A 26,522-nucleotide genomic window follows, 5' to 3' on the forward strand; every position below is an offset into this window, starting at 1 on the left:
GGCCACTCTTCTCGGAGTATTCTGAATAACGGCGATCTTCAGGATCTTTGCTGGATCCTGTGAACCTTCTGCTTTATAAGCAGTCAAATAGCTGAACGAATTTATACGAGTGTGGCCCCTATGCCTTGCTCGTCAGACTTGGCAAGCATGTGAAGGTTGCGAGCTCCGCAACAATGGACTTAGCATGCTACTTTTCGGGGGTCCTTCATTGTGACCCCCTTTTTTTGACTGTTCATTCATGATTCATCCTGCGGGCATAAGATAAGCCAGTCTAAAGCTGGGCTTGTGATCTATGATGTAAGCCGCAGAATGAGACCCGGTCAGTAGACAGTCCCTCTTGGGGTGTTAGACTGGTTCGATTGAAAAGTAAGAGGTAACAGATGGGAACTTCATTGCAGCGCACTATGGCTTTGATTCCGCAAGGTAGTCTGGAAGGCTATATCCAGGCAGTAAACTCTATTCCGGTGCTGAGCGCAGAGGAAGAGCGTGAGCTGGCTGAGCGTTTGCAGCAGGATGGCGATCTCGAGGCTGCCCGTCAGCTGGTTATGTCGCACCTGCGCTTTGTCGTTCATGTCGCCAAGAGTTATGCCGGTTACGGTCTGCCGCAGGCCGATCTGGTACAGGAAGGCAACATCGGTCTGATGAAGGCGGTCAAGCGCTTCGACCCGAGCGTCGGCGTGCGCCTGGTCTCCTTCGCCGTGCACTGGATCAAGGCCGAAATTCACGAATATGTTCTGCGCAACTGGCGCATGGTCAAGGTGGCAACCACCAAGGCCCAGCGCAAGCTCTTCTTCAATCTGCGCAAATCCAAGAAGCGTCTGGGCTGGCTGAACCACGAAGAGGTGAAAGCCGTGGCTGCCGATCTCGGTGTTTCCGAGAGTGACGTGACCGAGATGGAAGCGCGCATGAGCAACTACGATCAGGCGTTCGATCTGGTTGGCGATGATGAAGATGAGGGCGGTTTCGCACCGGTTCACTATCTGGAGGACAAATCCTCCGATCTGGCCGCGACCATCGAGAATGACAACTGGGACGATCATGCGACCCGCCGTCTGAGCTCGGCTCTCTCTTCTCTCGACGAGCGCAGCCAGCACATCATCCGCGCTCGCTGGCTCGATGATGACAGCAAGACCACTCTGCAGGAGCTGGCCGATACCTACGGCGTCTCCGCCGAGCGAGTGCGTCAGCTTGAGAAGAATGCGCTCAAGAAGCTGAAAGATGCCATGGAGGCTTGATCCCTCCGCGTTGAAAACAGGGCCTGATGGCCCTGTTTTTGTTTCTGACGCCGGTAATCGGGGCTTGCCCAGATTACCCTCGGGTATGTTATGTTGCCGCCACAGCCACATGATGGAGAGCAGAAGTGAAACTGTTGAAGGACCTGTTTACCAATAACCGTGAGTGGGCCGAGCGGATCAAAGCGGAAGATCCCGCCTTCTTTGCCACCCTCTCTGCCCAGCAGGCTCCCGAATACCTCTGGATCGGCTGCTCTGATAGCCGGGTGCCCGCCAACCAGCTGATGGGGTTGCTGCCGGGGGATGTCTTCGTTCACCGCAATGTCGCCAATCTGGTGGTTCACACCGACTTCAACTGCCTCTCGGTGCTGCAATATGCGGTCGAGGTGCTCAAGGTGAAGCACATCATCGTCTGCGGCCACTATGGCTGCGGCGGGGTCAAGGCGGCGATGCAGAATCAGGAGCTGGGGCTCATCGACAACTGGCTGCGCAACATCAAGGATGTCTACTTCAAATATGGTGAAGAGCTGGAGGCCATCGAGGATGAGCACGAGCGCTTCGACTATCTGTGCGAGCTGAACGTGGCCGAGCAGGTGGCCAACGTCTGTCATACCACCATCATCCAGAACGCTTGGCGCAAGGGGCAGGAGTTGGCCGTTCACGGCTGGATCTACGGGATCAAGGATGGCTTGCTGCACGATCTCGATCTCTGCATCAGCGGGCCGGATCAGATCCCCGATGTCTATCGCGCCTGGCCGGACATGCGTCCGCCCCACCGCCGGCGCTAAGGAGCATCCCGTTGGCGCCCGCCCTCTACCTGCAGATCAAGCAGCACATCTTGGATCGGATCCGTGAACGCCACTATCAGGCGGGGGACAGGATCCCGACCGAAGCGGCCCTGTGCGAGCAGTTCACCGTGAGCCGGATGACGGTCAACCGGGCACTGCGCGAACTGGTGGCCGAGGGGTGGCTGGTGCGCACCGCCGGGTCCGGCAGCTTCGTGGCGGACAGGCGTACCGAATCGCCGCTGCTGGCCATTCGCAACATCGCCGACGAGATTGCCGAGCGGGGCAGCGAATACAGCGCCCGGGTGATCCGGCTGCAGCGGCTGGCCGCCGACGAGAAGGTGGCGGTGCAGCTTGGGCTGCGGGTTGGTGCCCCCATCTTCCACAGCCTCATCGTCCATCAGGCCGATGGCGAGCCGCTGCAGCTGGAGGAGCGCTTTGTCGATGCCGAGCGGCTGCCGGGTTATGGCGAGCAGGATTTCACGAAGCAGACCCCCAACCGCTATCTGATGGAGCTTTGCCCCCTGTCGGAGATGGAGCACGTGGTGGAAGCCGTGTTGCCCAGCGCCGGTGAGGCGGGATTGTTGCAAATTCGCGTGGATACACCCTGCCTATTGTTGCACAGGCGCACCTGGTCGGAAGGACATCTGGTCTCCTACGCCAGATTGCTCTCCCCCGGTTCTCGCTACAAGCTGAGCTCCAAGGCGCAGCTTTCTTGATTGTCTATACAAATTGATTCTTCTCAAGCCCACCTCTGGTGGGCTTTTTTGTGCTTAAACTCTAAGCGTGATGCTGTTATCAGGTTGTGAATCCTGCTCTTTCTTTCGCCGGATGGATCGATTATAAGGATATGTATATACATTTGAGGTCGCTATGAACAAGGAACTGTTGAACTGCGAGCGCGTCTGGCTCAACGTGACGCCCGCCACCCTGAATGCCGGACTAGCCGATTACGGTCTGCTGCCGCTCCATGCCATCGGCGTCAAGGATGGCAAGATCCACGCCCTGGTGCCGATGGCCGAGTTGAAGGGGCCGCATCCCGCCCATTGGCAGGATATGCAGGGCAAGCTGGTCACCCCCGGCCTTATCGATTGCCACACCCACCTGATCTTTGCCGGCAGCCGTGCCGAGGAGTTCGAGCTGCGCCAGCAGGGGGTGCCCTATGCCGAGATCGCCCGTCGGGGCGGTGGCATCATCAGCACGGTGCGTGCCACCCGCGCCGCCAGCGAAGAGCAACTGTTCGAGCTGGCACTGCCGAGGGTGAAATCCCTGATCCGCGAAGGGGTCACCACAGTGGAGATCAAGTCCGGCTATGGCCTGACGCTGGATGATGAACTCAAGATGTTGCGGGTGGCCCGCCGACTGGGAGAGGCGCTGCCGATCCGGGTCAAGACCACTTTGCTGGCGGCCCATGCGGTGCCGCCGGAGTATCGCGACGATCCCGACAGCTGGGTCGAGACCATCTGTCAGGAGATTATCCCGGCCGCCGCCGAGGCGGGCCTGGCCGATGCGGTGGATGTCTTCTGCGAGCATATCGGCTTCTCGCTGGCCCAGACCGAGCAGGTCTATCTGGCGGCGGATCAATACGGCCTGCCGGTGAAGGGGCATATGGATCAGCTCTCCAACCTCGGTGGCAGCACCCTCGCCGCCAACTTCGGCGCCCTCTCGGTGGATCATCTGGAGTATCTGGATCCGCAGGGGATCCTGGCACTGGCCCAGCGCGGCGTAGTCGCTACCCTGCTGCCCACCGCCTTCTATTTTCTCAAAGAGACCAAACTGCCACCGGTCGCCGCGCTGCGCAAGGCGGGGGTGGCGATGGCGGTCTCCTCCGACATCAACCCGGGCACGGCCCCCATCGTCTCGCTGCGGATGGCGATGAACATGGCCTGTACCCTGTTTGGTCTGACTCCGGTGGAGGCGATGGTCGGGGTGACCCGCCACGCCGCAAAAGCGCTTGGCGAGCAGGAGCACCTTGGCCAGCTCAGGGTGGGGATGGTGGCCGATTTCCTGATCTGGCACTGCACCCATCCGGCCGAGTTGAGCTACATGGTCGGCGTCGATCAGCTGGCAGGCCGCATCTTCAACGGCGAGGAGACCCTCCATGGATAAGTTCAACCCGATCGACGTGGCGCTCTGGCAGGGACGACAGGATCCGGAAGATGGTGAGTTGGCCCTGCGCTGGCATGACAAGGTGCAGCCCTGGGCTGCCGAGGCACAAGAGGCAGCTGGTGTAGTGCTGCTCGGTTTTGCCTGCGATGAAGGAGTGCGCCGCAACAAGGGGCGTGTCGGCGCCGCCGGAGCGCCGCTGGCGGTGCGCAAGCTGCTGGCCAATACCGCCTGGCACCTGAATCGACCCGTCTACGATGGCGGGGATGTGAGCTGTACCGATGGGGATCTCGACGCCGCCCACGGTCGTCTGGCTGAGCGGGTCTCCGCTGCGCTCAATCTGGGCCACTTCCCGCTGGTGCTGGGGGGCGGCCACGAGGTGGCCTTCGGCAGCTGGAGCGGCCTCAACCGTCATCTTGGTGGCGAGGGGCGGGTCGGGATCATCAATTTCGACGCTCACTTTGACCTGCGCATGAAGCAGGAGCTGGCAAGCTCCGGCACCCCCTTCTTCCAAATTGCCGAGCAGTGCGTCGCTCAGGGCACACCGTTTCACTACGCCTGCCTCGGGGTGGCCGAGACCGCCAATACCCAAGCCCTGTTTGCCCGCGCCAAGGCGCTGGGAGTGTGGCATGTGCTGGACGAGGCGATGACCCAGACCGGGTTGCCAGCCTTGCTAGGCGGGCTGGACGCCTTTATCGCCGATTGTGATCACCTCTATCTGACCATCGATCTCGATGTGCTACCCGGAGCCGTGATGCCGGGAGTGAGTGCCCCCGCCGCCCGCGGCGTGGAGCTGGCGGTCATCGAACCGCTGATCGCCCATATCCGGGCCAGTGGCAAGCTGAGGCTCGCTGACCTGGCCGAGTACAACCCGACGCTGGATCAGGACAATCGCAGTGCCCGCGTGGCTGCGCGACTGGTTCATCTGTTGACCCGTTAACCCTTTGGCCGCCCGTCGCCAAAGGCACCCTATTGATACAACAAGGAGTGTGTATGTCTGTGCAACAGCAGGATCCCCGTCATGATCCTAACCGCGTGATCCGTGCCCCGCGCGGTACCGAGCTGACCGCCAAGAGCTGGCTCACCGAAGCGCCGCTGCGGATGCTGATGAACAACCTGGATCCCGAGGTGGCCGAGCATCCCCAGTCGCTGGTGGTCTATGGCGGCATCGGTCGCGCCGCCCGCAACTGGGCCTGCTTTGACAAGATCGTCGAGGTGCTGACCCGGCTCGAGGAGGACCAGACCCTGCTGGTGCAATCCGGCAAGCCGGTCGGGGTGTTCCAGACCCACAAGGATGCGCCGCGGGTGCTGATTGCCAACTCCAATCTGGTGCCGCACTGGGCCAACTGGGAGCACTTCAACGAGCTCGATAAGAAGGGCCTGATGATGTACGGCCAGATGACCGCGGGTTCGTGGATCTACATCGGCACCCAGGGGATCGTGCAGGGCACCTACGAGACCTTCTTTGCGGTGGCCAATCAGCACTTCAACGGCGAACCCAAGGGGCGCTGGATCCTCACCGGCGGGCTCGGTGGCATGGGCGGTGCCCAGCCGCTGGCCGCCACCATGGCCGGCTTCTCGATGATCGCCGTGGAGTGCGACGAGACCCGCATCGATTTTCGTCTGCGCACCCGTTATGTGGACAAGAAGGCCCACAGCCTGGATGAGGCGCTAGCCATGATCGAAGAGGCCAAACAGAGCGGCAGCGCCGTCTCCGTCGGTCTGCTTGGCAACGCCGCCGACGTCTTCGCCGAGCTGGTGGCCCGTGGCATCACCCCTGACGTGGTGACCGACCAGACCTCTGCCCACGACCCGGTGCACGGCTACCTGCCGCAGGGTTGGAGCGTTGCCAAGTGGCGCGAGCTGCAGCAGAGTGCCCCGCAGGAGGTGAATCTGGCCGCTCGTCGCTCCATGGCCCGTCAGGTGGAGGCGATGCTGACCCTGCAAGAGCGCGGCGCGGCGACTCTGGATTACGGCAACAACATCCGTCAGATGGCGCTTGAGGAGGGGGTTGCGAACGCCTTCGACTTCCCCGGCTTCGTCCCCGCCTATATCCGCCCGCTGTTTTGCGAGGGGATTGGCCCGTTCCGCTGGGTGGCCCTCTCCGGCGATCCGGAAGATATCTACAAGACCGATCAGAAGGTGAAAGAGCTGATCCCCGATGATCCTCACCTGCACAACTGGCTCGACATGGCCCGCGAACGTATCGCGTTTCAGGGGCTGCCGGCGCGGATCTGCTGGGTCGGGGTCAAGGATCGGGTACGCCTCGGTCTGGCCTTCAACGAGATGGTGAAAAACGGCGAGCTGAAAGCCCCCATCGTCATTGGCCGCGACCATCTGGATTCCGGCTCGGTGGCGAGCCCGAACCGCGAGACCGAGTCGATGATGGATGGCTCCGATGCCGTCTCCGACTGGCCGCTGCTCAACGCCCTGCTCAATACCGCTGGCGGCGCGACCTGGGTCTCCCTCCACCACGGCGGCGGGGTCGGCATGGGCTTCTCCCAGCACTCCGGTGTGGTGATCGTCTGTGATGGTAGCGACGATGCGGCCCGTCGCGTCGGTCGGGTGCTGCGCAACGACCCGGCCACCGGGGTGATGCGCCATGCCGATGCGGGCTACGAGATTGCCATCAACTGTGCCCGCGAGGCGAAACTGGATCTGCCGATGATTGACGGCGCCAACGGTGTCAAAGGAAAGGTGTAACACCATGTTTGAATTGACTATTACCCCGGGCGAGCTGGATCTTGCCACCCTGCGCCGCGTTAGCCGCGAGCCGGTACATATTGCACTGGATCCGGCGGCGTTGCCGGCGATCCACGCCTCTGCCGCCACTGTCTCCCGGGTGATCGAGCAGGGACGCGTGGTATACGGCATCAATACCGGCTTTGGCCTGTTGGCCAATACCCGGATCCCGGTGGATCAGCTCGACGAGCTGCAGCGATCCATCGTGCTCTCCCACGCTGCGGGCATCGGCACCTATATGGATGACGCCACCGTGCGGTTGATGATGGTGCTCAAGCTCAACTCGCTGGCGCGGGGTTTCTCCGGCATCCGGCTGGCGGTGCTGGAGGCGCTGATGAAGCTGGTCAACGCCGAGGTCTATCCGCTGGTGCCGAAGAAGGGCTCCGTCGGCGCTTCCGGCGATCTGGCGCCGCTGGCCCATATGAGCTGCCTGCTGATCGGTGAAGGCAAGGCTCGTCACGACGGGCGCGAGATCGATGCCTGCGAAGCGCTGCGGATCGCCGGGCTTGAGCCCATCGCGCTGGCACCGAAAGAGGGGCTGGCGCTGCTCAACGGCACCCAGGCAAGCACCGCCTTTGCGCTGGAAGGGCTGTTCCACGCCGAGGATCTGTTCGCGGGTGCCATCACCATCGGTGCCATGAGCGTGGAGGCGGCCCTTGGCAGCCGCCGTCCGTTCGATGCCCGCATTCACGCGGTACGCGGTCAGCGTGGCCAGATTGATGCCGCTGCCTGCTATCGCCATCTGCTGGGGGATCTCAGCGAGATCGGCATGTCCCACCACAACTGCGAGAAGGTGCAGGATCCCTACTCATTGCGCTGCCAGCCGCAGGTGATGGGGGCCTGTCTGACCCAGATCCGTCAGGCGGCCGAGGTGCTGGTGTGCGAAGCCAACTCGGTCTCCGACAACCCGCTGGTGTTTGCCGATGACGAGGAGATCATCTCAGGCGGCAACTTCCACGCCGAGCCGGTGGCCTTTGCGGCCGATAATCTGGCGCTGGCCATCGCCGAAATAGGCTCGCTCTCCGAGCGGCGCATGGCGCTGCTGATCGACTCGCGGATGTCCGGTCTGCCGGCGTTTCTGGTCAACAATGGCGGGGTCAACTCCGGCTTCATGATCGCTCAGGTCACCTCGGCGGCGCTCGCCTCCGAGAACAAGACCCTGGCCCATCCGGCCTCGGTAGACAGCCTGCCCACCTCCGCCAATCAGGAGGATCATGTCTCCATGGCGACCTTCGCCGGCCGTCGGCTGGCAGACATGGCGGAAAATACCCGCGGCATTCTGGCAGTCGAACTGCTGGCGGCGGCGCAGGGGCTCGATTTCCGTGCTCCGCTGCGGGCCAGTGCCGGGGTGGAAGTGGCCAAGGGGCGGCTGCGGGAAGAGGTTAGCTTCTACGACAAGGACAGGTACTTCGCGCCGGACATCGAGGCGGCCGCCGCGCTGCTGGGCCGTGCCAGCTACAACGATCTGGTTCCGGCCGGGGTGCTGCCCAGCCTGTAAGCCTTGATCCCCCTTCTCCCCTGGCGGGAGAGGGGTAGGGGATGAGGGGGACGCCGCTTCACTGGTATCCGTGAGATCCCGGCGCTGATAACAAAAGACCGCCCAATCGGGCGGTCTTTTCGTCTCTGCGATAGTCGGTCACTGGTGCTCGAACATCAGGAACAGATAGACCACGAACAACACCAGATGGGTGGCGCCGTGCAGCACATTGGTACGGCCGCTGCTGAAAGTCACCTTGCACACCATGAGCGTAGTGATGAGCAGCACCATGTCGGCAGCGGAGAGGCCGAGGCGCACCTCCTGACCCAGCATGGAGCCGATAAACAGCACGGCCGGGACGGTGAGGGCTATGGTGGCCAGCACCGAGCCGAAGTAGAGGTTCATGGCCCGCTGCAGCTGATTGTTGATGGCGGCCTTGATGGCGCCAACCGCCTCGGGAGCCAGCACGATACAGGCTACGATAAAGCCGCCGAGCGCCTGCGGTGCTGACAGCACCTTGACCCCGTAGTTGATGGGGATGGCGAGGGTCTTGGCCAACAGGATCACCACTACCAGATAGGCGAGCAGCAGCAGGGTGTGATAGACGTTGCTCTGCAGCGGGCCGTGGTGCTCCTCGTAATCCTCATGGTCGCTGTCGACAAAGAAGTGGCTGTGGCTGCGGGTCTGGATCAGCAGGAAGACTACGTAGAGCAGGATCGAGATGGTGATGAGCATCCATGACATGGCGCGCGACATGCTGCCAACCGTGCCCCCTTCGGTGAAGTTGGGAAGCACCAGACAGAGCAGGGCGAGCGGGATGATAGCCACCAGATAGGATTTGACCCCGTCCAGATTGAAGCTCTGGGTGTGGTAGCGCCAGCCGCCAAACAGCAGGGTGAAGCCGACCAGACCGTTGGTGACCAGCATCACCACGGCGAACATGGTGTCGCGGGCCATCACCGGATTGGGCTCGCCGGTCAGCATGACCGAGGAGATCATCACTACCTCCAGCGAGATGACCGAGAGGGTGAGGATCAGGGTGCCAAAGGGTTCACCCAGCTTGATGGCGAGGGCATCGGAGTGGCGCACCACCGAGAAGATGGCCCAGGTGACGATGGCAAGCAGCCCCGCCGACACAGGAAGATAGATCCCGAGCGGAGTTGTCTCTGTCAGCAGGTCGCTGCCGAGCGTCTTGAAAAAGAGCAGGGTGAGCAGGCCGACGGGCAGGGCAATCTCTTGCCGGATAACTGTCTTCATAGGCAATGGTTCTCTTCTGGGGCGACCGGTGGGCCGGGAGATGAATGGAATGTGCAACGGGCGGTTGCACCCTAACCAGCCCCTTATGATAAAAGCTCTTGGCCTCGAGGGGCAGCCCATTTTGTTAACAGATGTAAATTGTGGGCTTGGATCGGAGCAGATCTTGGATTGTGGCGGTGCCGATGGCAGGCTTGCCCCGTTGGCAAGGCTCTGTTGAAATGGCTCCCTCTCTGATCAGGAGTCCATTTGATGCTGTTGCCACCCATCTCTCACGACTATGAACCGGCCAGCGCAGCCGAACAGGCGGCGCTCTCGGCCAGTGATCCGCTGGTGATCGTGGCCGCCAGCGCCAGGATCCGCATCGATCCCGTCTATTACCGGCTCGGTCTGGCGGGCAGTGAGCCGCAGATCCGGGTGCGGGAGCCGGTTGCCAAAGCGCTGGCGCGGGTAGCCGCAGCGCTGCCTGCGGGATTGGGGCTCACCTTGCTCGACGGATTTCGCAGTCGCGCCACGTCTCTGGCCATCTTCGAGCGGATCAAGGGCGAGATCGCCGCAGCCAATCCTGACTGGGATGGCGCCCGGCTTGAGCAGGAGACTCGCCGTTTCTGTGCCCATCCCTCTGACCCCGGTCACTATCCGGTGCCGCCCCATCTGTCGGGCGGAGCCATCGATCTGCTGCTGCACGATCTGGCGAGTGGCGAGCCGCTCGACTTTGGTACCGGCTTTGACGATATCAGCGAGCGGGCCGAGAGTGACTATTTCGAACGCCCCTGTGCGGGAATGAGCGAGGCGCGGCGGCTGCAGATCCGTGACAACCGCCGTCTGCTGTTCTGGCTGATGCGGCGGGAAGGGTTCAGCAACTATCCCGGCGAGTGGTGGCATTTTGATCTGGGCGACTGCCTCTGGGCCCGTTTTCGCGGCGGTGAGTACCGCTATCCTGCCGCGGAGTGAGTGATCCCGGAGCAAACCCCGGGAAAGAGAGTTCTCTTCTTTGTCGTCAGGCCGTTTCCGCCATGGGTTGGCGGAAGGCCTGTTGCCAGAGCAGAAGCTCCTGCAGCGGCATGGGCTTGCCAAAGACATAGCCCTGTATCAAATAGACCCCCTGTCGATACAGGTAGTCGACCTGCTCCCGGGTCTCGACCCCCTCGGCAATCATCTCCATCCCCGACTCTCGGCCAAATGCGATGATGGCATCCAGCACGCTGCGTTTGAGGTCGTCGGTGCCTATGGTGTCGACGAACATCTTGTCGATCTTGATCTGGCGGATCCCGAGGCTCTGCAGATAGGCGAAGCCGCCATAGCCGGTACCAAAGTCATCCAGTTTGATATGATAGCCCCGCTTTTGCAGGGCATTGATCTCGCTGGTAGCACTCTTGATATCGGTCAGCGGTTTGCGCTCGGTCAGCTCAAAGGTGAGCTGGGTGGGGGAGGGCCACTGATGCTGTTGCAGCAGGTTGCGCAGCAGAGGCTGCTCGACATGGGCCGCCACCAGATTGACGCTGACCCACTGAGTTGCCGCCATAGAGAAGAGGTCTGTGAGTACCCGCTCCAGCAATTGGGCGGTTATCGGCAGGATCAGCCCCTGTTCTTCGATATAGTCGATAAAGGCGCCGGGAGGAACCAGTTCACCGCCGCGCCGCCAACGCAGCAGCGCCTCGAAGCCAACGACTTCTCTGGTTCGGCTATCCACTACCGGTTGGTAGAAGGGTTCAAACTCCTGATTTTTCAAACCTATCTGCAGCAGTCCTTGCAGCGAGCGCTGATAGTGGCGATGCAACCAGTAGGCACCAGCCAGCAGGATACCCAGGGCTACACCAATCCATAAAGCCAGGGTTTCAGCCTGCGCTCTGGCATAACGTGTCAGCGCCTGGCCTGCCCACAACGTCTGTTTGGTCAATGTGTTAGGTTCATAAGAGTCGATACTGTTCGGACCTGGCTCCTGTTTGATTCGTTTGTCGCCACGCGGCAGCATGGGGACGTACGAATCTTTGTTGATCAGGTTGCACTCCAGATAGAAGCAGTCGGCACAGGGAGTCTGAAGGATTTCGTGGATCCAGCTGTTGTCCAGCACCCAATAGGCAATGTTGCCGTTGGTGGCTCTGTAATAGACCACCAGTTCTTGTTCCGTATTGAAGCTGGGTGGTGTGGCGGTCAGGCCGAACGGGCCTATGGCGATGTCATCAGGTTGTGGGCTGATGGCAATCGAGATTCCTTGCCCCAGGCTGGAGCAGGCCTGCCCCGAGCCAAGCTCCAGTCCTTGCAGGCGAATATGGGTGTTGTAAAAACGGGGGCTGCGCAGTAGTGACATATCTTTTGCGCCGCAGTTGAATTCGAACTGCTTCAACTGGGTTGCAAGAATCTCATGAAGAAGGTTGAAGCGTTCTGTGTTGGCCCGCTTTATCTCGGCCATCTTCTGCTCCTGCATTCTTTCTGCAAGAGGTTCAGCCAGCCAGTACGCAATTGGTTGACCGAAAAGAACAGGAAAAACCAACAATAACAAATAGATAAGTATTGATGGGGTGCGCATGGGGCGACCTGCTGTATGGTTGGGCCCATATGGGCAACATTGAGTTTATTGCATTAGTACAATCAATTTGAAGCGGGATTATTAGTTGCCTTGATTAAATTATTAACATAATGATTTTAAATGTTTTTACTCCTTGAACATGAAGAGATTCAATCGTTAACCTGTCATAAATGACAATTGCCCGACTTATCCGAACTGCATTAGAGTAGCCCTGCGGTTTGACTCACCGTGTGTTCAATACTCCTGTATCTGTTTTTTGTCAGTAGCACAGAGTGTTAGTTTTGATATGAGTGTTCCTTTTGGTCCCTTTTCAGGGACCATTTTTCTTTCTGCCGTTTTCCGCTCTGCTCTCTTCGTTTGCTCCGCGCTTGGTAATCTCCCCCCGCTTTCGGTATCCTCGCCCCTTTGAAATTGCAGAAGCGGGATCTCCATCCATAGCAGGGCGCTGATCGCCGCTGCTACCATGAGGTCACATGGATGATGCTGGGCATACGGAAAAGCGCATGAAACTGACTACACAGCTTGTCTCGTTTATCACCCTGTGCGTGATTGCCGCCATGGCGACCGTGCTGATTGGCGGCGTGTTCAGCTTTCGCGAGCTGGGGATGGAGCTGCAGCAGAAGAAGGTTGATGCGCTGGTCGAGGTGATCGACAAGCAGCTCGATGTCTCCCATGACATGAACGAGATGAGTCACTGGTTGCCCACCCTGCTGCGTGCTTCCCACGTCGTCGAGCTGGAGGTGCGCCAGAACGATCAGCGAGTCTACTGGTTTCGTGATGTGCAGCGTTCGGTCGATGATCAGCTGTTGCTGCCATACAGCAAGGCGCTGACCCATCAGGTCGGCATGCGGGCCAATCTGAAGCTGGAGCGCCCCTTCAAGGAGGCGGAGTACTCCATCAAGGCGATGTCCGGTATCTCCTTCGGCGTCTTTATTGTGGTGTTCGGCCTCTGGTACTCCATTCGCTGGCTGCGCCAGCAACTGCGCGGTGCCGAGTTGCTGGCCGAGCGTGCCCAGCTGATCCTCGATGACAAACTCTCCAAACTGAATCACGACCCCGCTGAAGAGTGGCCGGTTGCTGCCAGTCAGGCGCTCGACCATCTGCTGGCCGAGCTGGCGGATGCCCGCAAGGAGCGCAGCCGCTTCGACAACTTCATCCGCAGCAATGCCTTCGTCGACAAGATGACCGGCATTGGCAACCGTCTCTTTTTCGACAACCGGCTCGAGAGCGCCATCATGGAGGCGAGCGTGATGAGCGGCGGCGTGCTGCTGATCGATCTCGCCTGTCTCGAGGATCTGGAGGCCGAGCAGTTCGATCTGCTGGGTCATGATCTGATGCTGGAGGCAAGCGCGACTATCGGAGCCTTCGTGCGCAAGCACAGTGGCGCCCTGCAGGCCCGCTATGCCGGGCAAGTGTTTGCCGTGCTGCAGCCCAATATGTCCGAAAGCGAGATGGTGGACAGTGCCAGTCAACTGCTCAAGAGCCTGCAGCGCCTCCACTGGCCGCAGGAGGTCAATCCGGAGACCGCAGTTTATCTCGGTGCCGTCTGCTATCAGTCGCAGGACTCCCTGCTCAAGGTACAGGAGGAGGCGGAGCTGGCTCTCAAGAGCGCCCGTCTGCAAGGGCACAACGGCTGGTTCCTCTACGAAAAGCAGCTGGATGAGGAGCAGAGCAGCAAGGGCACTGTGCGTTGGCGTACTCTGCTCAGCCGTCGCCTCGAAGAGCAGGCCATCGAATTCTATATCCAGCCGATCCAGCAGGATCGGGGGCAGGTGGTGCTGCAGCAGGAGCTGCTCACCTATCTTGAGGATGAGCAGGGGCGGCCACTGCCGGCCGGGATCTTCATGCCGATGGCCGAGAAGGTGGGGCTGTTGCTCCAGCTGGATCGGCTGGTGGCGGAACAGACCCTGGCGTTGCTCCGTCAGCGCTCCGACCAGAGCTGTCCGGTCAGCCTGGCTCTCAGCGCCCAGAGTCTGCTCCATCGCGACTTCCAGCGCTGGCTCTTCTTCGCTCTGTTCCAGCTGCCACGCAGTACCAACGAGCGGCTGATCCTGCAACTTTCCGAGGCGCAGGTGACCCGCCATTTCGAAGCCCTCAAGCGACCGCTGCGCTCCCTGCGGATGCTCGGATGCATGCTGGCCATCGATCATGCCGGCCAGGATGTGGTGAGCACCCAGTACATCAAGGAGTTCGAGATCAATTTCCTCAAGCTCCATCCCAGCCTGGTGCGGGAGATCCATGCTCGCCAGGTGAACCAGATGGCAGTGCGCAGTCTGGTGGGCGGCTGCGCCAATACCCCGACCCGGGTATTGGCTGTTGGGGTCGAGAGTGGTGACGAGTGGAAGATGCTGCGCCACCTCGGGGTGCATGCGGGACAGGGCCCCTGGTTTGCGCTGCCCGAGCGACTGGTGATGGAACCGGCCGAAGCCTGATGTCTCAGAGGCGGCCCTGCTCCCTGAGCCCGGCCAGCCCCTGCATGCCACCGGTGTGGATAAATACGATCCTGCTGCCCGGAGCTATGCGACCCGCAGCCAGCTCGCGAAACAGCCCGTACATTGCCTTGCCGCTGTAGATGGGTTCCAGCGGCAGACCGGTTTCGGCGCTGAAGGCCTGTACCCACTGCCAGAGCACCGGGCTGAATCTGGCGTAACCGCCATCGTGATGATCCAGTGCGATCTGCCAGCCGGGGGTTGTTGCGGCGGCGGGGTAGAGGCGGCGCACTTCGTCGGCGATAAAGTTGCCTCCCTTGAGCACGGCGATTGCGAGGATCTGCTCCCTTTCCCGTTTGCCGGCAATCAGGCCGGCCAGGGTGCCGCCGCTGGCGCAGGGGAGCACCCAGAGATCCGGCGAGAAGGGGAGCTCGGTGACCAGTTCGGCCACGCCGGGGATGGCGAGAGGGCTGCTCCCGCCTTCGGGAACGATGAGGGCGTCTGCGGCTTCAAATTGAGCCAGCCATTCCGGCTCCTGCCGCCGCCGGTAGCTCTGCCGATCGACAAAAACGAGATCCATGCCCCAGCGTCTGGCATCGCTCAGGGTAGAGTTGCTGACTGAGTCACTTTCGCCCCGTATGATACCTGTGGTGCGAAGGCCAAATTGATAGCCAGCAGCGGCCAGGGCGTGGATATGATTGGAGTAAGCGCCACCAAAGGAGAGCAGGTGGCATTTGCCGTGTTCGCGGGCATGGTGCAGATGGTACTTGAGCTTGCGCCACTTGTTGCCGGAGATGAGCGGGTGGATCAGATCGTCCCGTTTGCACCAGAGCTCGACGCCATAGCGGGCCAGCAGTGGATGGTGAATCGCTTGCAGTGGTGACGGGCCAATGGCACTGATTTCAAACGCCGACGGTGAAGGGTTGGCTTGCAATGGTGAGTCCCTCTTTTGTCTGGAGGCTAATCTGCTGTTTATGTTAATGTTTCACTCATTTAATCACTAATGACGGGCGGGCTTACATGAAACAACTGTTCAGACGGTCGACGCCAAGCCGCCAGGTGGGGCTCTTGCTGGCCAATGACAGGATCATGCTGGCTGCTGTGGGCAATCCCCCAGTGTTTGCTACGCGCGCCATCAACAGCCCGCAAGATTGGCCGCTCGCCGTCAACGAACTATTCACTCGCCACGGCCTTGCCAAATCCCGGGTACGCGTTGCTCTGGCCGCCCCGCTCTATCAGCAGATCCAGATCGACAAGCCCGCCGTCCCCGATGCCGAAATGGCGGGGGCGCTCCCCTGGGCCATCAAGGATTATGTCAACGAGCCGGTGCTGCAGCTCGCCATGGATTATGTGGATCTGCCCACTCCACCCGCCGGTCGACCGCGGATCAATGTCATCTGCTTGCCCAAAAGCAGGGTGCAGCAACTGGCGGAGGCGATCAACGGCATTGCCACCCTGCAATCCATCATCAGTGACGAGCTGGCGCTGACTTCCCTCTATGAGGCGGATGAGGCGGTGCGCATGCTGCTCTGGCAGCCGAAGGGGCAGGATCTGCAACTGCTGGTTTTCCATCAGGGGGGGCTCTGCTTCTCCCGCCAGCTGCGCGGCTTTGCTTCCCTGACCGGCGAACAGGAGCCTGGCAGCATGTTGCTCGACTCGCTGGCGCTGGAGATCCAGCGCTCGTTCGATTATCTGGTCGGCCAGCTCAAACTACCGGAGATTGGCCAGATGCAGCTGGCCGTCGCCTCGCCCTTGATCGGCACCCTGGTTCGTCACATGGAGCATACCTTCGGCCTCGCTGTCTCCGCCATGGCCAACAAGGCAGTACTGGCCGGTGTCGAGTATCTGTCGGCCTATGCCGCCGCCATCGGGGAGGATGCCTGATGAAACGTCAGATAAACCTCTATGGCGCCGAGTTTCACCCCAAGCGGCAGTGGGCCAGCCTCAACCAGATGGTGCTGGCATGGGGCATTACCCTGCTTGTCATCTTGCTGGTCGGTGCCGGTTACGGCTGGCAGCAGCACAGTGTCAGCAGGGCGTTGGCACAGGTCAACGCCGAGCTGGCGCTCAAGCGCAGCGAGGCGCAGCGGCTCGATGCCGATCTGGCGCGCCATCTGGCCGATCCGGCTCTGCAGCAGCAGTTGCTCAACAAGCAGGATGATCTGGGGGCCAGACAGGAGCTGCTGCGCCAGCTGGGCTCCTTATCCCTGCAAAAATCGCAGGGGTATGCCGGAGTGATGGCCGATCTCTCCCGCATTCGCAGCAGCAATCTATCCCTGCAACGGATCGAGATCCTCGAAGGGCGGATCAATCTCTCCGGCTTTGCCGGTCGCAGTCAGGATGTGCCGGCCTGGGTCAACCGATTCAAGCAGGCACCGACCCTGATGGGCAAGGAGTTTGGCGAGTTGACCCTGAGTCGTGACAAGGAGGGGCGTCTTGCGTTCCAGTTGAGCGGCATTGCGCGGGAGAAGCCCTGATGAACCTGAAAGCACAATGGCAGGAGTGGTCCCGGCGAATTAACGCCCTGAGCCAGCGGGAGCGGGTGCTGATCCTGCTGACCGGGCTGGTGCTGCTGGTGGCCGCCTGCGTCTATGGCTGGCTGGATGGCGTCGATACACGGTTGCGGCAGGATCGCATTACCCTGAGTGCGGCCGAACGCGATCTCGAGATCCTCGGGCTGGAGAATCTGGGCAAGCAGGCTCGTCTGCAGCGGGATCCCAATCAGGGGGTTCGTGAGCAGCTAGCCCGGGTGGATAGTGATCTTGCTGCTGTCGATGAGGCGCTCAAGGCCCAGACCGTCGACCTGATCCCGGCGCATGAGATGCCGCAGGTGCTGGAGGCGCTGCTCTCCCGCTCTGCCAATCTCCATATGCTGGCACTCAGTTCACTGGAGCCGACGCCGCTGATGGCCGGAGAGCAGGGGCAGAAGGTCAATCTTTACAAACACGGTATTCGTCTCCAGCTGGAAGGCGGTTATTTCGATGTGTATCAATATCTCAAGGCGCTGGAGGCGTTGCCTCGCCACTTTTACTGGAAACAGTTCGATTATCAGGTAAAAGCCTATCCGGGGGCTGTGGTGGAGATGGAGATCTACACCCTGAGTACCAGCAAGGAGTTTATTCGTGGCTAGATGGTTTGCATTGGGGGCTTGCCTCTTTGCGTTGCTGGCGCAAGCCGAGCAGGTTGAGGTGTTGCAGGATCCCACCGCGCCCTTGGCCGACATGGCGGTTGGCGCGAGTGCAACCGGCCAGAATAGCGCCGGCTTGCCGAAGCTGCAGAGCATCATGCTGGGTAATGGCCCGGCACTGGCGGTGCTCAATGGCAAGAGTTATCGGGTCGGGCAGCAGGTGGATGGCTACAAGCTGGTGGCCATCAATGCCGATGCGGTAGTGCTGGAAAAGGCGGGAAAACGCCATTCGGTAGCACTGTTTGCCAGCAAGATCAGGGTTTGAGCCGCACTAGCCATTGGCAGGTAAGCCGGGTTTATCGAGTTTCATTGCAGGGTGCACTAATTACATGAAAATACACCGTTTCTGTCTGATCACCTTGGCCATGATGGCCGCAGGCTGCACTACCTACAAGCACCCAGAGCCAACTCAGGCCAAGGACGCGCTCAAGCAGGCGATGAATGAGCAGCAGAAGCAGCAAAATGCCCCCCTGACCACGCTGCCCAAGTTGGTGCAGAGCGAGTTGCTGCAACTGAACCGGCCGCAGATGCCGGTTGCCATGCCGGAGAAGCGGTTGCGTATTGCTGCCCATGACGTGGAAGCGGTGGAGTTTTTCGGTTCCCTGTTCAAGGGATCCCGCTATAGCGTGGCGGTCCATCCCGGGGTCTCCGGGCTGGTCTCGGTCGAACTGAAAGATGTCACCCTGCCCGAAGTGCTGGCGGTAGTTGGCGATATGTATGGCTTCGACGTGCAGCGCAAGGGGAGTGTTTTCCATATCTACCCTGCCGGCCTGCGTACCGAGACCATCCCGGTCAACTATCTGATGCTCTCCCGCCGCGGCCTATCCCGCACCTCGGTCAGTACTGGCGGGGTGACTGCCAATGACAATAACAACGGCAGCAACAGCAATTTCGACAGCTCATCCAGCAACAGCACGACCAATAGCACGACGAATAACTCGAGCAACTCGAACAGCAGTGGCAATGGCACCCGGATCGAGACAGATAACACCAACGACTATTGGACCGATTTGCGCGATGCACTGCAGACCCTTGTAGGCAACGGTGACGGACGTGCTGTCATTACCAGCCCGCAAGCGGGTCTGGTGACGGTGCGTGCCTATCCAAAAGAGCTCAAGGCGGTGCGCGAGTTCCTCAGTCAGTCGGAAGAGCATCTCAAACGTCAGGTGGTGCTGGAGGCTCGTATCCTTGAAGTGACTCTTGGTGAGGGTTATGAGCAGGGGGTCGACTGGAGCGGTCTCTCCGCAAGCTGGGATGGTGACAAAGGAATAACTGGGGGAGGCTCTCTGGCCAACACCCAGCTCCCTACGACCGGCAATGAAATATTTACCGCACTGGGTGGCGGGGCCGGGTTTAAGGTCTCTGACGGCAACTTCAATGTGGCGGTCAAGTTGCTGAAAACACAGGGTGATGTGAATACCCTCTCCAGCCCGCGCGTGACGGCCACCAATAACCAGAAGGCGGTGATCAAGGTGGGTACCGATGAGTATTACGTAACCAACGCCTCCACCACGATTACCTCGACCTCGACCGGGACGGACAAGACGCCAAACGTCGAGCTGACCCCCTTCTTCTCGGGGATCGCGCTCGATGTGACGCCGCAAATAGATGAGAATGGCAAGGTGCTGCTTCATATTCACCCCTCCGTCATCGACACCTCGGAGCAGAATAAGACAGTCGATTTGGGAACCGGCGGCAAGATTACTCTGCCACTGGCCAAAAGCGATATTCGCGAGTCAGATACCGTGGTGCAGGCTAACAACGGCGACATCATCGTGATCGGTGGCCTAATGAAGACCGACAAGTCGGAAAGCGTCAGCAAGGTGCCGTTGCTGGGCGATATCCCCTGGGTGGGCGAAGCCTTTACCAACCGCAGTAAAAGCAACAGGAAGGTAGAGCTGGTGATTATGCTCAAGCCGACCGTCGTCGATAAGGATACCTGGCAGAACGAGCTGCAGCGTTCCGCCGACCTGCTCGACAAGTGGTATCCCTCCAAGGGCTAACTCATGACTCAGCGAGCGGTCAGTCTTATTTCGGGTGGCCTGCTGCGATTTGTTCGCAGAGGCCTCCTGCCCGCGGTTGCAGGTAACGCCTGATGTACCTGACCCATTTCGGCCTGCAGGAGGCGCCGTTCAGCCTTACCCCCAACACCGGTTTCTACTACGGCCTGCCGCCTCATGAAGAGGCGCTGCAGGTGCTCAACTGGGCGCTGGCTCAGGGGGAAGGGTTTATCAAGGTGACCGGCGAAGTGGGTACCGGTAAGACCCTGCTCTGCCGCAAACTGCTGAGCGAGCTGGGCTCGGAAGAGTGCCCGGTACGCCTGGCATGGCTGCCCAATCCCCACCTCAGTCCGGCCGAGCTGCGCACCGCGCTGGCACTGGAGCTGGGGTTGTCAGTGCGGGATCAGAGCGAGCTGGATCTCACCGATCGCATCCATCGCCATCTGATCAGCCTGCATCAGCAGGGGAGTCGGGTGGTGGTCCTTATCGATGAGGCACAGGCTCTGCCGGATGAGACGCTGGAGGCCATTCGGCTGTTTGGCAATCTGGAAACCGAGTCGAGCAAGCTGTTGCAGATAGTGCTGTTTGGTCAGCCCGAACTGGATGTGCGGCTGGCCAAAACCAATCTGCGTCAGCTGCGCCAGCGCATTGGCTTCTCCTATCGCCTGCGACCACTCAGTTTTGACGAGACTCGTGCCTATCTGGAGCACAGATTGCAGGTCTCCGGTTATCGCGGCGCGCCGCTGTTCGCCGGCCGCGCCTTGCGCCTGCTGTGGCGCGCCTCGCGCGGGGTGCCAAGGCTTATCAACATTCTGGCGCACAAGTGCCTGATGCTGGCCTATGGTCAGGGGGCTCGTCAGGTTGATGGCCGGCTGGTTGGGCTCGCCATTCGCGATACCGACGACGCCAGCCGCTTTGCGCCGCGGCGCTGGTGGCCGCTGTTGCTATTGCTGGGATGTGCCCTGGCTTATGGAGTCTGGTCATGAGCGTGATCAACCAGATGCTGAAAGATCTGGAGCAGCGCCAGCAAGGCGCCGAAGGGGCGGCTGTCTACGTCGCTCCGGCGCGCCAGCAGGGTTGGTGGATGTTGCTGCTCACCCTGCTCTGCGGGCTGGCGCTCGGGATTCTGGGGTGGCGAACCTGGATCTACTGGCAGCAAACCCGTGCGGTTGCGCCGCAGGCCAATGTAGTCAGTGAGCAGGCCGCTCCCGATGCGGTTGCCCGGGTTGCCGAGCCGGTCGCTTCAGCCGCATCGGCCGAAGTGGCCGCTAGCCTGCCTTTGCCCCGTCAGGCGGAACCTGCAGAGGAAGAAGCAGAAGACGAGGCATCGCTGGCTCAGGGGGAAGGTGCTCCCTTTGACGCCTCCAGCGAGATTGACGAGCGGACGCCGACCGATGAGGAGCTGCAGCCCGAGCTGTATGCCGAGCTGGCCGCAGAACAGCAGGCTGCCGCCGCACCGCGCAAGCCGAGCGTGCTCAAGATTGAAACGGTCGAGCTGTCACCCAAAGAGCTGGCAGCGCTCTCGGAGCGCAAGGCGACTACCGCCATGGCCAAGGGCAATATGCGCGATGCGCAGGACAACTATTACGACGTGCTGGCCCACGATCCCTATAACCAGGGCGCCCGTGAACAGCTGGCCGGCTTGCTCTACGGCGAAGGGCGGCTGACCGAGGCACGCCAGCTGCTGGAGGAGGGGATCCGACTCGATCCGCAACAGGCCGATTTTCGTCTGCTACTGGCCCGTCTTGCCATTAGCGAGGGGTTGCAGCAGCAGGCGCTGGGCTGGTTGGCTGGTTATCAGCCCGATCTCGCCAGCAATCTGGACTATTACGCCACCTGGGCCGGACTGGCGCAGGAGCTGGGACAGAATGTCGAGGCGGCCAATCTCTATGTGAAGCTGCTGCGTCAGCAGCCCGATCAGGGACGCTGGTGGCTTGGGCTTGGTGTGGCCGAGGATGGTCAGGGCCACAGCCAGCGTGCCCTCGATGCCTATCGCAATGCCCAGCTGCACGGCAACCTAGGCGAAGCATCCACCAACTGGCTGGAACAACGTATTGGCCAACTAACTCATTGATAAATAGTAGGTTCGATTAGCGAAGCGTAATCGGACGCGGTAACGGGTGTGAAGTAATAGGAATCGGAGTAGCAATGGCACAACCCAGACTGAAAATGCGCCTCGGCGACCTGCTGGTACAAGAGCAGATCATCTCCGATGATCAGCTGCAGCTCGCGCTGCAGCAGCAGCGTCAGACCGGCCGCAAGCTGGGCACCACCCTCATCGACCTCGGCTTTATCAGCGAGGTGCAGTTGCTGCAGTTCCTCGCCCGTCAGCTGGATGTGCCCTTCTTCGATCTCAACAACCTCACCATAGATGCTGCCGCGGTGCCGCTGTTGCCCGAGGTGCAGGCGCGCCGTTACCGGGCGCTGGCGGTCAATCTCACCGACGATCGGGTGACGGTGGCCATGTCGGATCCGGCCGATCTGAGTGCACTGGATGCCATCGCTGCTCTGCTCAGCCCGCGCATCATGGTGCTGGCGGTTGCCCGAGAAGGGCAGCTGCTGGAGTATTTCGACCGGCTCTACCGCCGTACCCGCGAAATCGAGAGCTTCGCCGAACAGCTGCAGGAGGAGTATCAGGACTCCGGCTTCGAGCTGGGCTCCAGCAATCTGGGAGCTAATGATGAGGGGGAGGCGACGGTGGCCAAGCTGCTGCGCTCCCTGTTTGAAGACGCGGTGCAGGTTGGCGCTTCGGATATCCATATCGAGCCGGACGAGAAGGTGCTGCGCATTCGCCAGCGGATCGACGGCATCCTCCATGAAAATATTCTCAACGAGGTGCGCATCGCCCAGGCGCTGGTGCTGCGTCTCAAGCTGGTGGCGGGGCTTGATATTTCCGAGAAGCGCTTGCCACAGGATGGCCGTTTCAACATGAAGGTGCGCGGCCGTGATGTGGACGTGCGGATGTCCACCATGCCGGTGCAGTATGGCGAGTCGGTGGTGATGCGTCTGCTGGATCAATCCTCGGGCATCCTCTCGCTGACCGAAACTGGGATGCCGCCCGATATCCTGACCCGTTTCCGCCGTCAGCTCAAACGGCCACACGGCATGATCCTGGTAACGGGCCCGACCGGTAGCGGCAAGACTACGACCCTCTATGGTGCCCTCTCCGAGCTCAATCAGGCGAGCCAGAAGATCATCACGGTTGAAGACCCGGTGGAGTACCGTTTGCCTCGAATCAGCCAGGTGCAGGTCAACCCCAAGATTGGTCTCACCTTCTCCCACGTGCTGCGTTCTACCTTGCGTCAGGACCCGGACATCCTGCTGGTGGGCGAGATGCGCGACAACGAGACGGTGGAGATCGGCCTGCGCGGCGCCATCACCGGTCATCTGGTGTTGACCACCTTGCACACCAACGATGCGGTGACCAGTGCCCTGCGCCTGATCGATATGGGGGCTCCCGGCTATCTGGTGGCGAGCGCCCTGCGTGCGGTCGTCGCCCAGCGACTGGTGAGACGGATCTGCGAACACTGCGTCGAGGAGAAGGTGCCGGATGAAGGACAGACGACCTGGCTTACCGTGCTCTCGGGAGAGGCCCCCGGTCAGCACACCTATCACAAGGGGCGGGGTTGCCAGAGCTGCAACTTCACCGGCTATTCGGGCCGGATCGGAGTATACGAGTTGCTGGAGCTGGATCAGCCGATGATGGATGCACTGCGCCGCAATGACGCTGAGGGTTTTGCCAAGGCGGCCCGTCAGCATGAGCACTATCGGCCGTTGGCCCTCACGGCCCTCGATTATGCCCGTGAGGGGATCACCTCGGTGGATGAGGTGCTCCGGTTGGCCGAGGATTTGGGGTAAGCGATGGCTAACTTTGCCTACAAGGGGCGCGACAGCCAGGGCAACGCTACCAGTGGTGTTGTTGAGGCGGCCAACGAAATGGCGGCGGCCGAGCAATTGATGCGCCGTGGCGTGATGCCTACCGAGCTCAAACCGGGCAAGGCCAAGGGTGCTGAGCTTAACTGGTCGCTGCTGCTGGAAGGTGGCGTCAAACTCGACGAGCTGGTGATCTTCTGCCGCCAGATGTATGCCCTGACCCGGGCCGGGATCCCGATCTTGCGCGCCATCGCCGGGCTGGAGGAGAGCACCCACAGCAAGCCACTCAAACGTGCACTCCATGCGCTGGGAGAGGATCTTGGCAACGGCCGCCCCTTGTCGAGCTCGATGCAGGCTCACCCCAGAGTGTTCAGCAGTCTCTTTATCGCCATTATTCACGTCGGGGAGAACACCGGTCAGCTGGAAGAGGCCTTCCTGCAGCTTGCCACCTATTTCGAGCTGGAGCTGGAGACCCGCAAGAGGATCAAGACAGCGATGCGTTATCCCAGCTTCGTGCTGATTGCCATCGGCATTGCCATGGTGATCCTCAATATCATGGTGATACCGGTCTTTGCCGGCATGTTTGCCAAATTCGGGGTGGAGCTGCCGCTGGCGACCCGGATCCTGCTCGCGACTTCTCACTTCTTTGTGCACTACTGGTGGCTGATGCTCGCCACCCTGATTGCTATTGTCGTCAGCTGGCGGCGCTGGGTTGCTACCCCCAAGGGCAAGCTGACCTGGCATCGCTGGCAACTCAGGTTGCCTATCGTTGGAACCATCATAGAGCGTTCTCTGCTGGCCCGTTTTGCCCGCAGTTTTTCCATGATGCTTAAAGCCGGGGTGCCGCTCAATACGGCACTGACGCTGGTTGCCGATGCGGTGGATAACGCTTGGATGGCTGGCCGGATCCGTGATATGCGGGCCGGGATCGAGCGGGGCGAGAGCCTGCTGCGCACCGCCAGCAGCAGTGGTCTATTTACCCCGTTGGTAATGCAGATGATTGCGGTGGGTGAAGAGACCGGTCAGGTCGATGACCTGCTCCATGAAGCTGCCGAATATTACGAGCGAGAGGTCGACTATGACCTCAAGAGCCTCACAGCGCGGATCGAGCCGATTCTGATCGGGATTGTGGCGGTCATGGTGCTGATCCTAGCGCTGGGTATCTTCACTCCGATGTGGGACATGATGAGAGCCGTAAGAGGCAAGTAATTTGCTGGCGTAGTTGCGGGGAGTCGAGGGCTGGATGAGCAGACAGGCAGTGCAGGATGACCGCTGGCTCGGCGGCTATAGGCGGATTGCGGTGGTGATTCTGCTGATGATTATTGTGGCTACGCTGGCGCGCACTTATCAGCACAACCGGGAGGAGGCGCAGCAACTCACTCTCACCCTGCTGGGTGTGCAATTTGCCGAACGGGCACAACGTTTGCACGGCCTCTGGCTCGATGAGCGGCGGCCCCAGACGCTCTACGTGGGTGAGCAGGGCTGGCATTTCGATGAGCGAGGCTGGCCGTTAGGTATGTTGCCACTGCAATCCCCTTCCGCTGATTGCCGGCAGCTGTGGCTGGCGCTGATGGGAGAACAGCAGGAGGAGCTGCCTCCTCTGCAGTTTTTGGCCCGCGCTGATGGCAGCGGTTGCGACATCGGGTGGGATGGTTATTGGCTCTTTTATCAATTTTCTGACGGGCGCGTGATTAAATCACCTTGAACAAGGGCGATAACAGGGCCTAACGGCATGATTTTTTTGAGTCTGCATGAAATAATGCAGGCTCTATTGGGGAGGGTGCATGACAATGAAATCAACGGCACTGAGAGTGCCAATGAGAGGGATGATGAAACGGACGGCGGGTTTCTCTCTGATTGAGCTGGTGATCGTCATTGTGATCCTGGGGATCCTGGCGGTCACGGCGTTGCCCCGTTTTCTCGATGTGACTGACGAGGCGAAGAAGGCCAGTGTCGAGGGGGTCTCCGGCGGTTTTGCTACCGGAGTATCTCTGGTGCGGGCCCAGTGGGAGGCTGAGGGACGGGCCAAACAGGATAGCCTCAACACAGTGCTCTATGACGGTTCCCGTTTCTATCTCACAACACCGACCGATACCCAGATCAGCAATGGCGAGTTATCGCCGGGTTATCCGATGGATACCGCGGCTGGCGGCACTCCCGATGTGGATCCTGCCAATCTGACGGCTGCGCGGTGTCTGAAAATTTGGGAGGGGTTGCTGCAAAACCCACCCAAGGCTACGGCCAGCTTCAGTGAAGTGCGCGGTAGTGGTAATGACCTGAAATACTATGCCACCGTGAGCAGTAATGGACTGGATTCGGTCTGCCGTTACTATCTGGTCAATAGTTTAAGTAAGGGCAGCGATGGCAAGTATCAGGATCCGCAAGGCAGTACTGATGCATTTATGAGTTTCAGTTACCGTCCGGCCTCCGGTCAGGTGACCACCAACATTAATTGACAGAGGAAAGTGCAATGAAAAAACAGGCGGGTTTTACCCTGATCGAACTGGTTATCGTGATCATCATTCTGGGTATTCTGGCAGTGACTGCCGCACCCAAGTTTCTGAATCTGCAGAATGATGCAAATGAGGCTGCAGCACAGGGTGTTGCTGCTGCAATCAAAAGTGGAGCTCAATTGGTATATAGTCGTTCAGCTATTGATGGGACTGAGACAAGCGGTGCTTCTTCAGTTGCTGTCGGCACAGAACGAGTAACCACTAAATTTGGTTACCCTACTGCTGATGATGCGGGTATCGGTAAAACCATTACTGTTGATGGCGGTTGGACACAGAATAATGATGGTATCTATAAGTCTAATCAGAACAATAGTTGCCAAGTTATATACACAGCGCCTTCTGTTGCTGGGGCTACATTCTCTGTATCTCTGAGCGGTGCTAGCTGTTCGTAATT

General features: G+C 60.3%; 24 protein-coding genes. 21 read left to right on the forward strand and 3 right to left on the reverse strand.

Features of this window, described 5'->3' with window-relative positions:
- The first annotated feature begins 380 nt into the window (after nucleotides 1-380).
- From rpoH to hutH, 7 genes are all read left to right on the forward strand, one after another.
- Complete coding sequence (rpoH, locus tag AAHA41_RS16830; RefSeq protein WP_041209606.1) at nucleotides 381-1,235, forward strand: RNA polymerase sigma factor RpoH; 855 nt, start codon at nucleotides 381-383, stop codon at nucleotides 1,233-1,235.
- Nucleotides 1,236-1,360: 125 nt separating this feature from the next.
- On the forward strand, nucleotides 1,361-2,020 hold the full coding sequence (gene can / locus AAHA41_RS16835; RefSeq protein ID WP_033112576.1) for a carbonate dehydratase: 660 nt from the start codon (nucleotides 1,361-1,363) through the stop codon (nucleotides 2,018-2,020).
- A gap of 11 nt (nucleotides 2,021-2,031) precedes the next feature.
- Nucleotides 2,032-2,736: a histidine utilization repressor gene (gene hutC, locus AAHA41_RS16840; protein ID WP_042032267.1), complete on the forward strand. Its 705-nt coding sequence runs from the start codon at nucleotides 2,032-2,034 to the stop codon at nucleotides 2,734-2,736.
- A 154-nt stretch (nucleotides 2,737-2,890) separates the two neighbouring features.
- Nucleotides 2,891-4,126 carry an imidazolonepropionase gene (gene hutI / locus AAHA41_RS16845; RefSeq protein ID WP_323069411.1) on the forward strand — a complete coding sequence of 412 codons (1,236 nt, stop codon included), beginning with the start codon at nucleotides 2,891-2,893 and terminating at the stop codon, nucleotides 4,124-4,126.
- Nucleotides 4,119-5,063: a formimidoylglutamase gene (gene hutG, locus AAHA41_RS16850; RefSeq protein WP_323069413.1), complete on the forward strand. Its 945-nt coding sequence runs from the start codon at nucleotides 4,119-4,121 to the stop codon at nucleotides 5,061-5,063. The genes hutI and hutG overlap by 8 nt, the downstream gene beginning before the upstream one ends.
- Nucleotides 5,064-5,116: 53 nt before the next feature.
- Complete coding sequence (gene hutU / locus AAHA41_RS16855; protein WP_323069415.1) at nucleotides 5,117-6,826, forward strand: urocanate hydratase; 1,710 nt, start codon at nucleotides 5,117-5,119, stop codon at nucleotides 6,824-6,826.
- Between the two features lie 4 nt (nucleotides 6,827-6,830).
- Nucleotides 6,831-8,363, forward strand: coding sequence for a histidine ammonia-lyase (gene hutH / locus AAHA41_RS16860; protein WP_323069417.1), 1,533 nt, complete (start codon nucleotides 6,831-6,833; stop codon nucleotides 8,361-8,363).
- A 138-nt stretch (nucleotides 8,364-8,501) separates the two neighbouring features.
- Here hutH and AAHA41_RS16865 read toward each other — a convergent pair whose 3' ends face one another.
- Nucleotides 8,502-9,599, reverse strand: a complete 1,098-nt coding sequence (locus AAHA41_RS16865) for a calcium:proton antiporter (protein WP_042032262.1) — start codon at nucleotides 9,597-9,599, stop codon at nucleotides 8,502-8,504.
- A 249-nt stretch (nucleotides 9,600-9,848) separates the two neighbouring features.
- On the opposite strand from AAHA41_RS16865, the gene AAHA41_RS16870 reads away from it, so the two are divergent.
- Entirely contained in the window at nucleotides 9,849-10,550 is a 702-nt protein-coding gene (locus AAHA41_RS16870) for a M15 family metallopeptidase (protein WP_104016465.1), read from the forward strand.
- A 46-nt stretch (nucleotides 10,551-10,596) separates the two neighbouring features.
- On the opposite strand, the gene AAHA41_RS16875 is transcribed toward AAHA41_RS16870, so the two are convergent.
- Entirely contained in the window at nucleotides 10,597-12,126 is a 1,530-nt protein-coding gene (locus tag AAHA41_RS16875) for an EAL domain-containing protein (RefSeq protein WP_323069420.1), read from the reverse strand.
- A gap of 503 nt (nucleotides 12,127-12,629) precedes the next feature.
- On the opposite strand from AAHA41_RS16875, the gene AAHA41_RS16880 reads away from it, so the two are divergent.
- The gene (locus tag AAHA41_RS16880; RefSeq protein WP_323069422.1) at nucleotides 12,630-14,558 is read left to right on the forward strand and encodes an EAL domain-containing protein; all 1,929 of its coding nucleotides are present in this window, start codon (nucleotides 12,630-12,632) and stop codon (nucleotides 14,556-14,558) included.
- A 4-nt stretch (nucleotides 14,559-14,562) separates the two neighbouring features.
- On the opposite strand, the gene AAHA41_RS16885 is transcribed toward AAHA41_RS16880, so the two are convergent.
- A complete protein-coding gene (locus AAHA41_RS16885) occupies nucleotides 14,563-15,489 on the reverse strand; it encodes a pyridoxal-phosphate dependent enzyme (protein ID WP_323069424.1) in 927 nt (308 codons plus the stop codon).
- Between the two features lie 86 nt (nucleotides 15,490-15,575).
- Between AAHA41_RS16885 and AAHA41_RS16890 the strand changes: the two genes are divergently transcribed.
- The 12 genes from AAHA41_RS16890 to AAHA41_RS16945 all read left to right on the forward strand — a co-directional run bounded on the left by AAHA41_RS16890 (nucleotide 15,576) and on the right by AAHA41_RS16945 (nucleotide 26,520).
- Entirely contained in the window at nucleotides 15,576-16,439 is an 864-nt protein-coding gene (locus AAHA41_RS16890) for an MSHA biogenesis protein MshI (protein ID WP_323069426.1), read from the forward strand.
- The gene (locus tag AAHA41_RS16895; protein WP_215806700.1) at nucleotides 16,439-17,032 is read left to right on the forward strand and encodes a PilN domain-containing protein; all 594 of its coding nucleotides are present in this window, start codon (nucleotides 16,439-16,441) and stop codon (nucleotides 17,030-17,032) included. The genes AAHA41_RS16890 and AAHA41_RS16895 overlap by 1 nt, the downstream gene beginning before the upstream one ends.
- Nucleotides 17,032-17,685 carry an MSHA biogenesis protein MshJ gene (locus AAHA41_RS16900; protein ID WP_323069429.1) on the forward strand — a complete coding sequence of 218 codons (654 nt, stop codon included), beginning with the start codon at nucleotides 17,032-17,034 and terminating at the stop codon, nucleotides 17,683-17,685. The genes AAHA41_RS16895 and AAHA41_RS16900 overlap by 1 nt, the downstream gene beginning before the upstream one ends.
- Entirely contained in the window at nucleotides 17,678-18,007 is a 330-nt protein-coding gene (locus AAHA41_RS16905) for an MSHA biogenesis protein MshK (RefSeq protein ID WP_268016141.1), read from the forward strand. Before AAHA41_RS16900 ends, AAHA41_RS16905 begins: the two co-directional genes overlap by 8 nt.
- Before the next feature lie 64 nt (nucleotides 18,008-18,071).
- On the forward strand, nucleotides 18,072-19,745 hold the full coding sequence (gene mshL / locus AAHA41_RS16910; RefSeq protein ID WP_323069433.1) for a pilus (MSHA type) biogenesis protein MshL: 1,674 nt from the start codon (nucleotides 18,072-18,074) through the stop codon (nucleotides 19,743-19,745).
- Nucleotides 19,746-19,837: 92 nt separating this feature from the next.
- A complete protein-coding gene (locus AAHA41_RS16915) occupies nucleotides 19,838-20,728 on the forward strand; it encodes an AAA family ATPase (RefSeq protein WP_041209622.1) in 891 nt (296 codons plus the stop codon).
- A complete protein-coding gene (locus AAHA41_RS16920; protein WP_323069435.1) occupies nucleotides 20,725-21,816 on the forward strand; it encodes a tetratricopeptide repeat protein in 1,092 nt (363 codons plus the stop codon). Before AAHA41_RS16915 ends, AAHA41_RS16920 begins: the two co-directional genes overlap by 4 nt.
- 74 nt (nucleotides 21,817-21,890) lie before the next feature.
- Nucleotides 21,891-23,600, forward strand: a complete 1,710-nt coding sequence (gene mshE, locus AAHA41_RS16925; protein ID WP_042032249.1) for an MSHA fimbrial ATPase MshE — start codon at nucleotides 21,891-21,893, stop codon at nucleotides 23,598-23,600.
- A 3-nt stretch (nucleotides 23,601-23,603) separates the two neighbouring features.
- Nucleotides 23,604-24,824, forward strand: a complete 1,221-nt coding sequence (locus AAHA41_RS16930) for a type II secretion system F family protein (RefSeq protein WP_033112557.1) — start codon at nucleotides 23,604-23,606, stop codon at nucleotides 24,822-24,824.
- A gap of 34 nt (nucleotides 24,825-24,858) precedes the next feature.
- A complete protein-coding gene (locus AAHA41_RS16935; protein WP_323069438.1) occupies nucleotides 24,859-25,320 on the forward strand; it encodes a hypothetical protein in 462 nt (153 codons plus the stop codon).
- A gap of 79 nt (nucleotides 25,321-25,399) precedes the next feature.
- A complete protein-coding gene (gene mshB / locus AAHA41_RS16940) occupies nucleotides 25,400-26,071 on the forward strand; it encodes an MSHA fimbrial major subunit MshB (RefSeq protein ID WP_104016474.1) in 672 nt (223 codons plus the stop codon).
- 14 nt (nucleotides 26,072-26,085) lie between these two features.
- Nucleotides 26,086-26,520, forward strand: coding sequence for a prepilin-type N-terminal cleavage/methylation domain-containing protein (locus tag AAHA41_RS16945; protein WP_201963028.1), 435 nt, complete (start codon nucleotides 26,086-26,088; stop codon nucleotides 26,518-26,520).
- Nucleotides 26,521-26,522 lie beyond the last annotated feature (2 nt).

The organism is Aeromonas sp. SER (assembly GCF_038739615.1).
Classification (GTDB): Bacteria; Pseudomonadota; Gammaproteobacteria; order Enterobacterales; family Aeromonadaceae; genus Aeromonas; species Aeromonas jandaei.

What these genes read in the sequence shown, in the direction of transcription:
- rpoH (WP_041209606.1), top strand. Translation starts at nt 381, where the DNA reads ATGGGAACTTCATTGCAGCGCACTATGGCTTTGATTCCGCAAGGTAGT.
- hutI (WP_323069411.1), top strand. Translation starts at nt 2,891, where the DNA reads ATGAACAAGGAACTGTTGAACTGCGAGCGCGTCTGGCTCAACGTGACG.
- hutG (WP_323069413.1), top strand. Translation starts at nt 4,119, where the DNA reads ATGGATAAGTTCAACCCGATCGACGTGGCGCTCTGGCAGGGACGACAG.
- hutU (WP_323069415.1), top strand. Translation starts at nt 5,117, where the DNA reads ATGTCTGTGCAACAGCAGGATCCCCGTCATGATCCTAACCGCGTGATC.
- hutH (WP_323069417.1), top strand. Translation starts at nt 6,831, where the DNA reads ATGTTTGAATTGACTATTACCCCGGGCGAGCTGGATCTTGCCACCCTG.
- AAHA41_RS16865 (WP_042032262.1), bottom strand. Translation starts at nt 9,599, where the DNA reads ATGAAGACAGTTATCCGGCAAGAGATTGCCCTGCCCGTCGGCCTGCTC.
- AAHA41_RS16870 (WP_104016465.1), top strand. Translation starts at nt 9,849, where the DNA reads ATGCTGTTGCCACCCATCTCTCACGACTATGAACCGGCCAGCGCAGCC.
- AAHA41_RS16875 (WP_323069420.1), bottom strand. Translation starts at nt 12,126, where the DNA reads ATGCGCACCCCATCAATACTTATCTATTTGTTATTGTTGGTTTTTCCT.
- AAHA41_RS16880 (WP_323069422.1), top strand. Translation starts at nt 12,630, where the DNA reads ATGAAACTGACTACACAGCTTGTCTCGTTTATCACCCTGTGCGTGATT.
- AAHA41_RS16890 (WP_323069426.1), top strand. Translation starts at nt 15,576, where the DNA reads ATGAAACAACTGTTCAGACGGTCGACGCCAAGCCGCCAGGTGGGGCTC.
- AAHA41_RS16895 (WP_215806700.1), top strand. Translation starts at nt 16,439, where the DNA reads ATGAAACGTCAGATAAACCTCTATGGCGCCGAGTTTCACCCCAAGCGG.
- AAHA41_RS16900 (WP_323069429.1), top strand. Translation starts at nt 17,032, where the DNA reads ATGAACCTGAAAGCACAATGGCAGGAGTGGTCCCGGCGAATTAACGCC.
- mshL (WP_323069433.1), top strand. Translation starts at nt 18,072, where the DNA reads ATGAAAATACACCGTTTCTGTCTGATCACCTTGGCCATGATGGCCGCA.
- AAHA41_RS16915 (WP_041209622.1), top strand. Translation starts at nt 19,838, where the DNA reads ATGTACCTGACCCATTTCGGCCTGCAGGAGGCGCCGTTCAGCCTTACC.
- AAHA41_RS16920 (WP_323069435.1), top strand. Translation starts at nt 20,725, where the DNA reads ATGAGCGTGATCAACCAGATGCTGAAAGATCTGGAGCAGCGCCAGCAA.
- mshE (WP_042032249.1), top strand. Translation starts at nt 21,891, where the DNA reads ATGGCACAACCCAGACTGAAAATGCGCCTCGGCGACCTGCTGGTACAA.
- AAHA41_RS16930 (WP_033112557.1), top strand. Translation starts at nt 23,604, where the DNA reads ATGGCTAACTTTGCCTACAAGGGGCGCGACAGCCAGGGCAACGCTACC.
- AAHA41_RS16935 (WP_323069438.1), top strand. Translation starts at nt 24,859, where the DNA reads ATGAGCAGACAGGCAGTGCAGGATGACCGCTGGCTCGGCGGCTATAGG.
- mshB (WP_104016474.1), top strand. Translation starts at nt 25,400, where the DNA reads ATGACAATGAAATCAACGGCACTGAGAGTGCCAATGAGAGGGATGATG.
- AAHA41_RS16945 (WP_201963028.1), top strand. Translation starts at nt 26,086, where the DNA reads ATGAAAAAACAGGCGGGTTTTACCCTGATCGAACTGGTTATCGTGATC.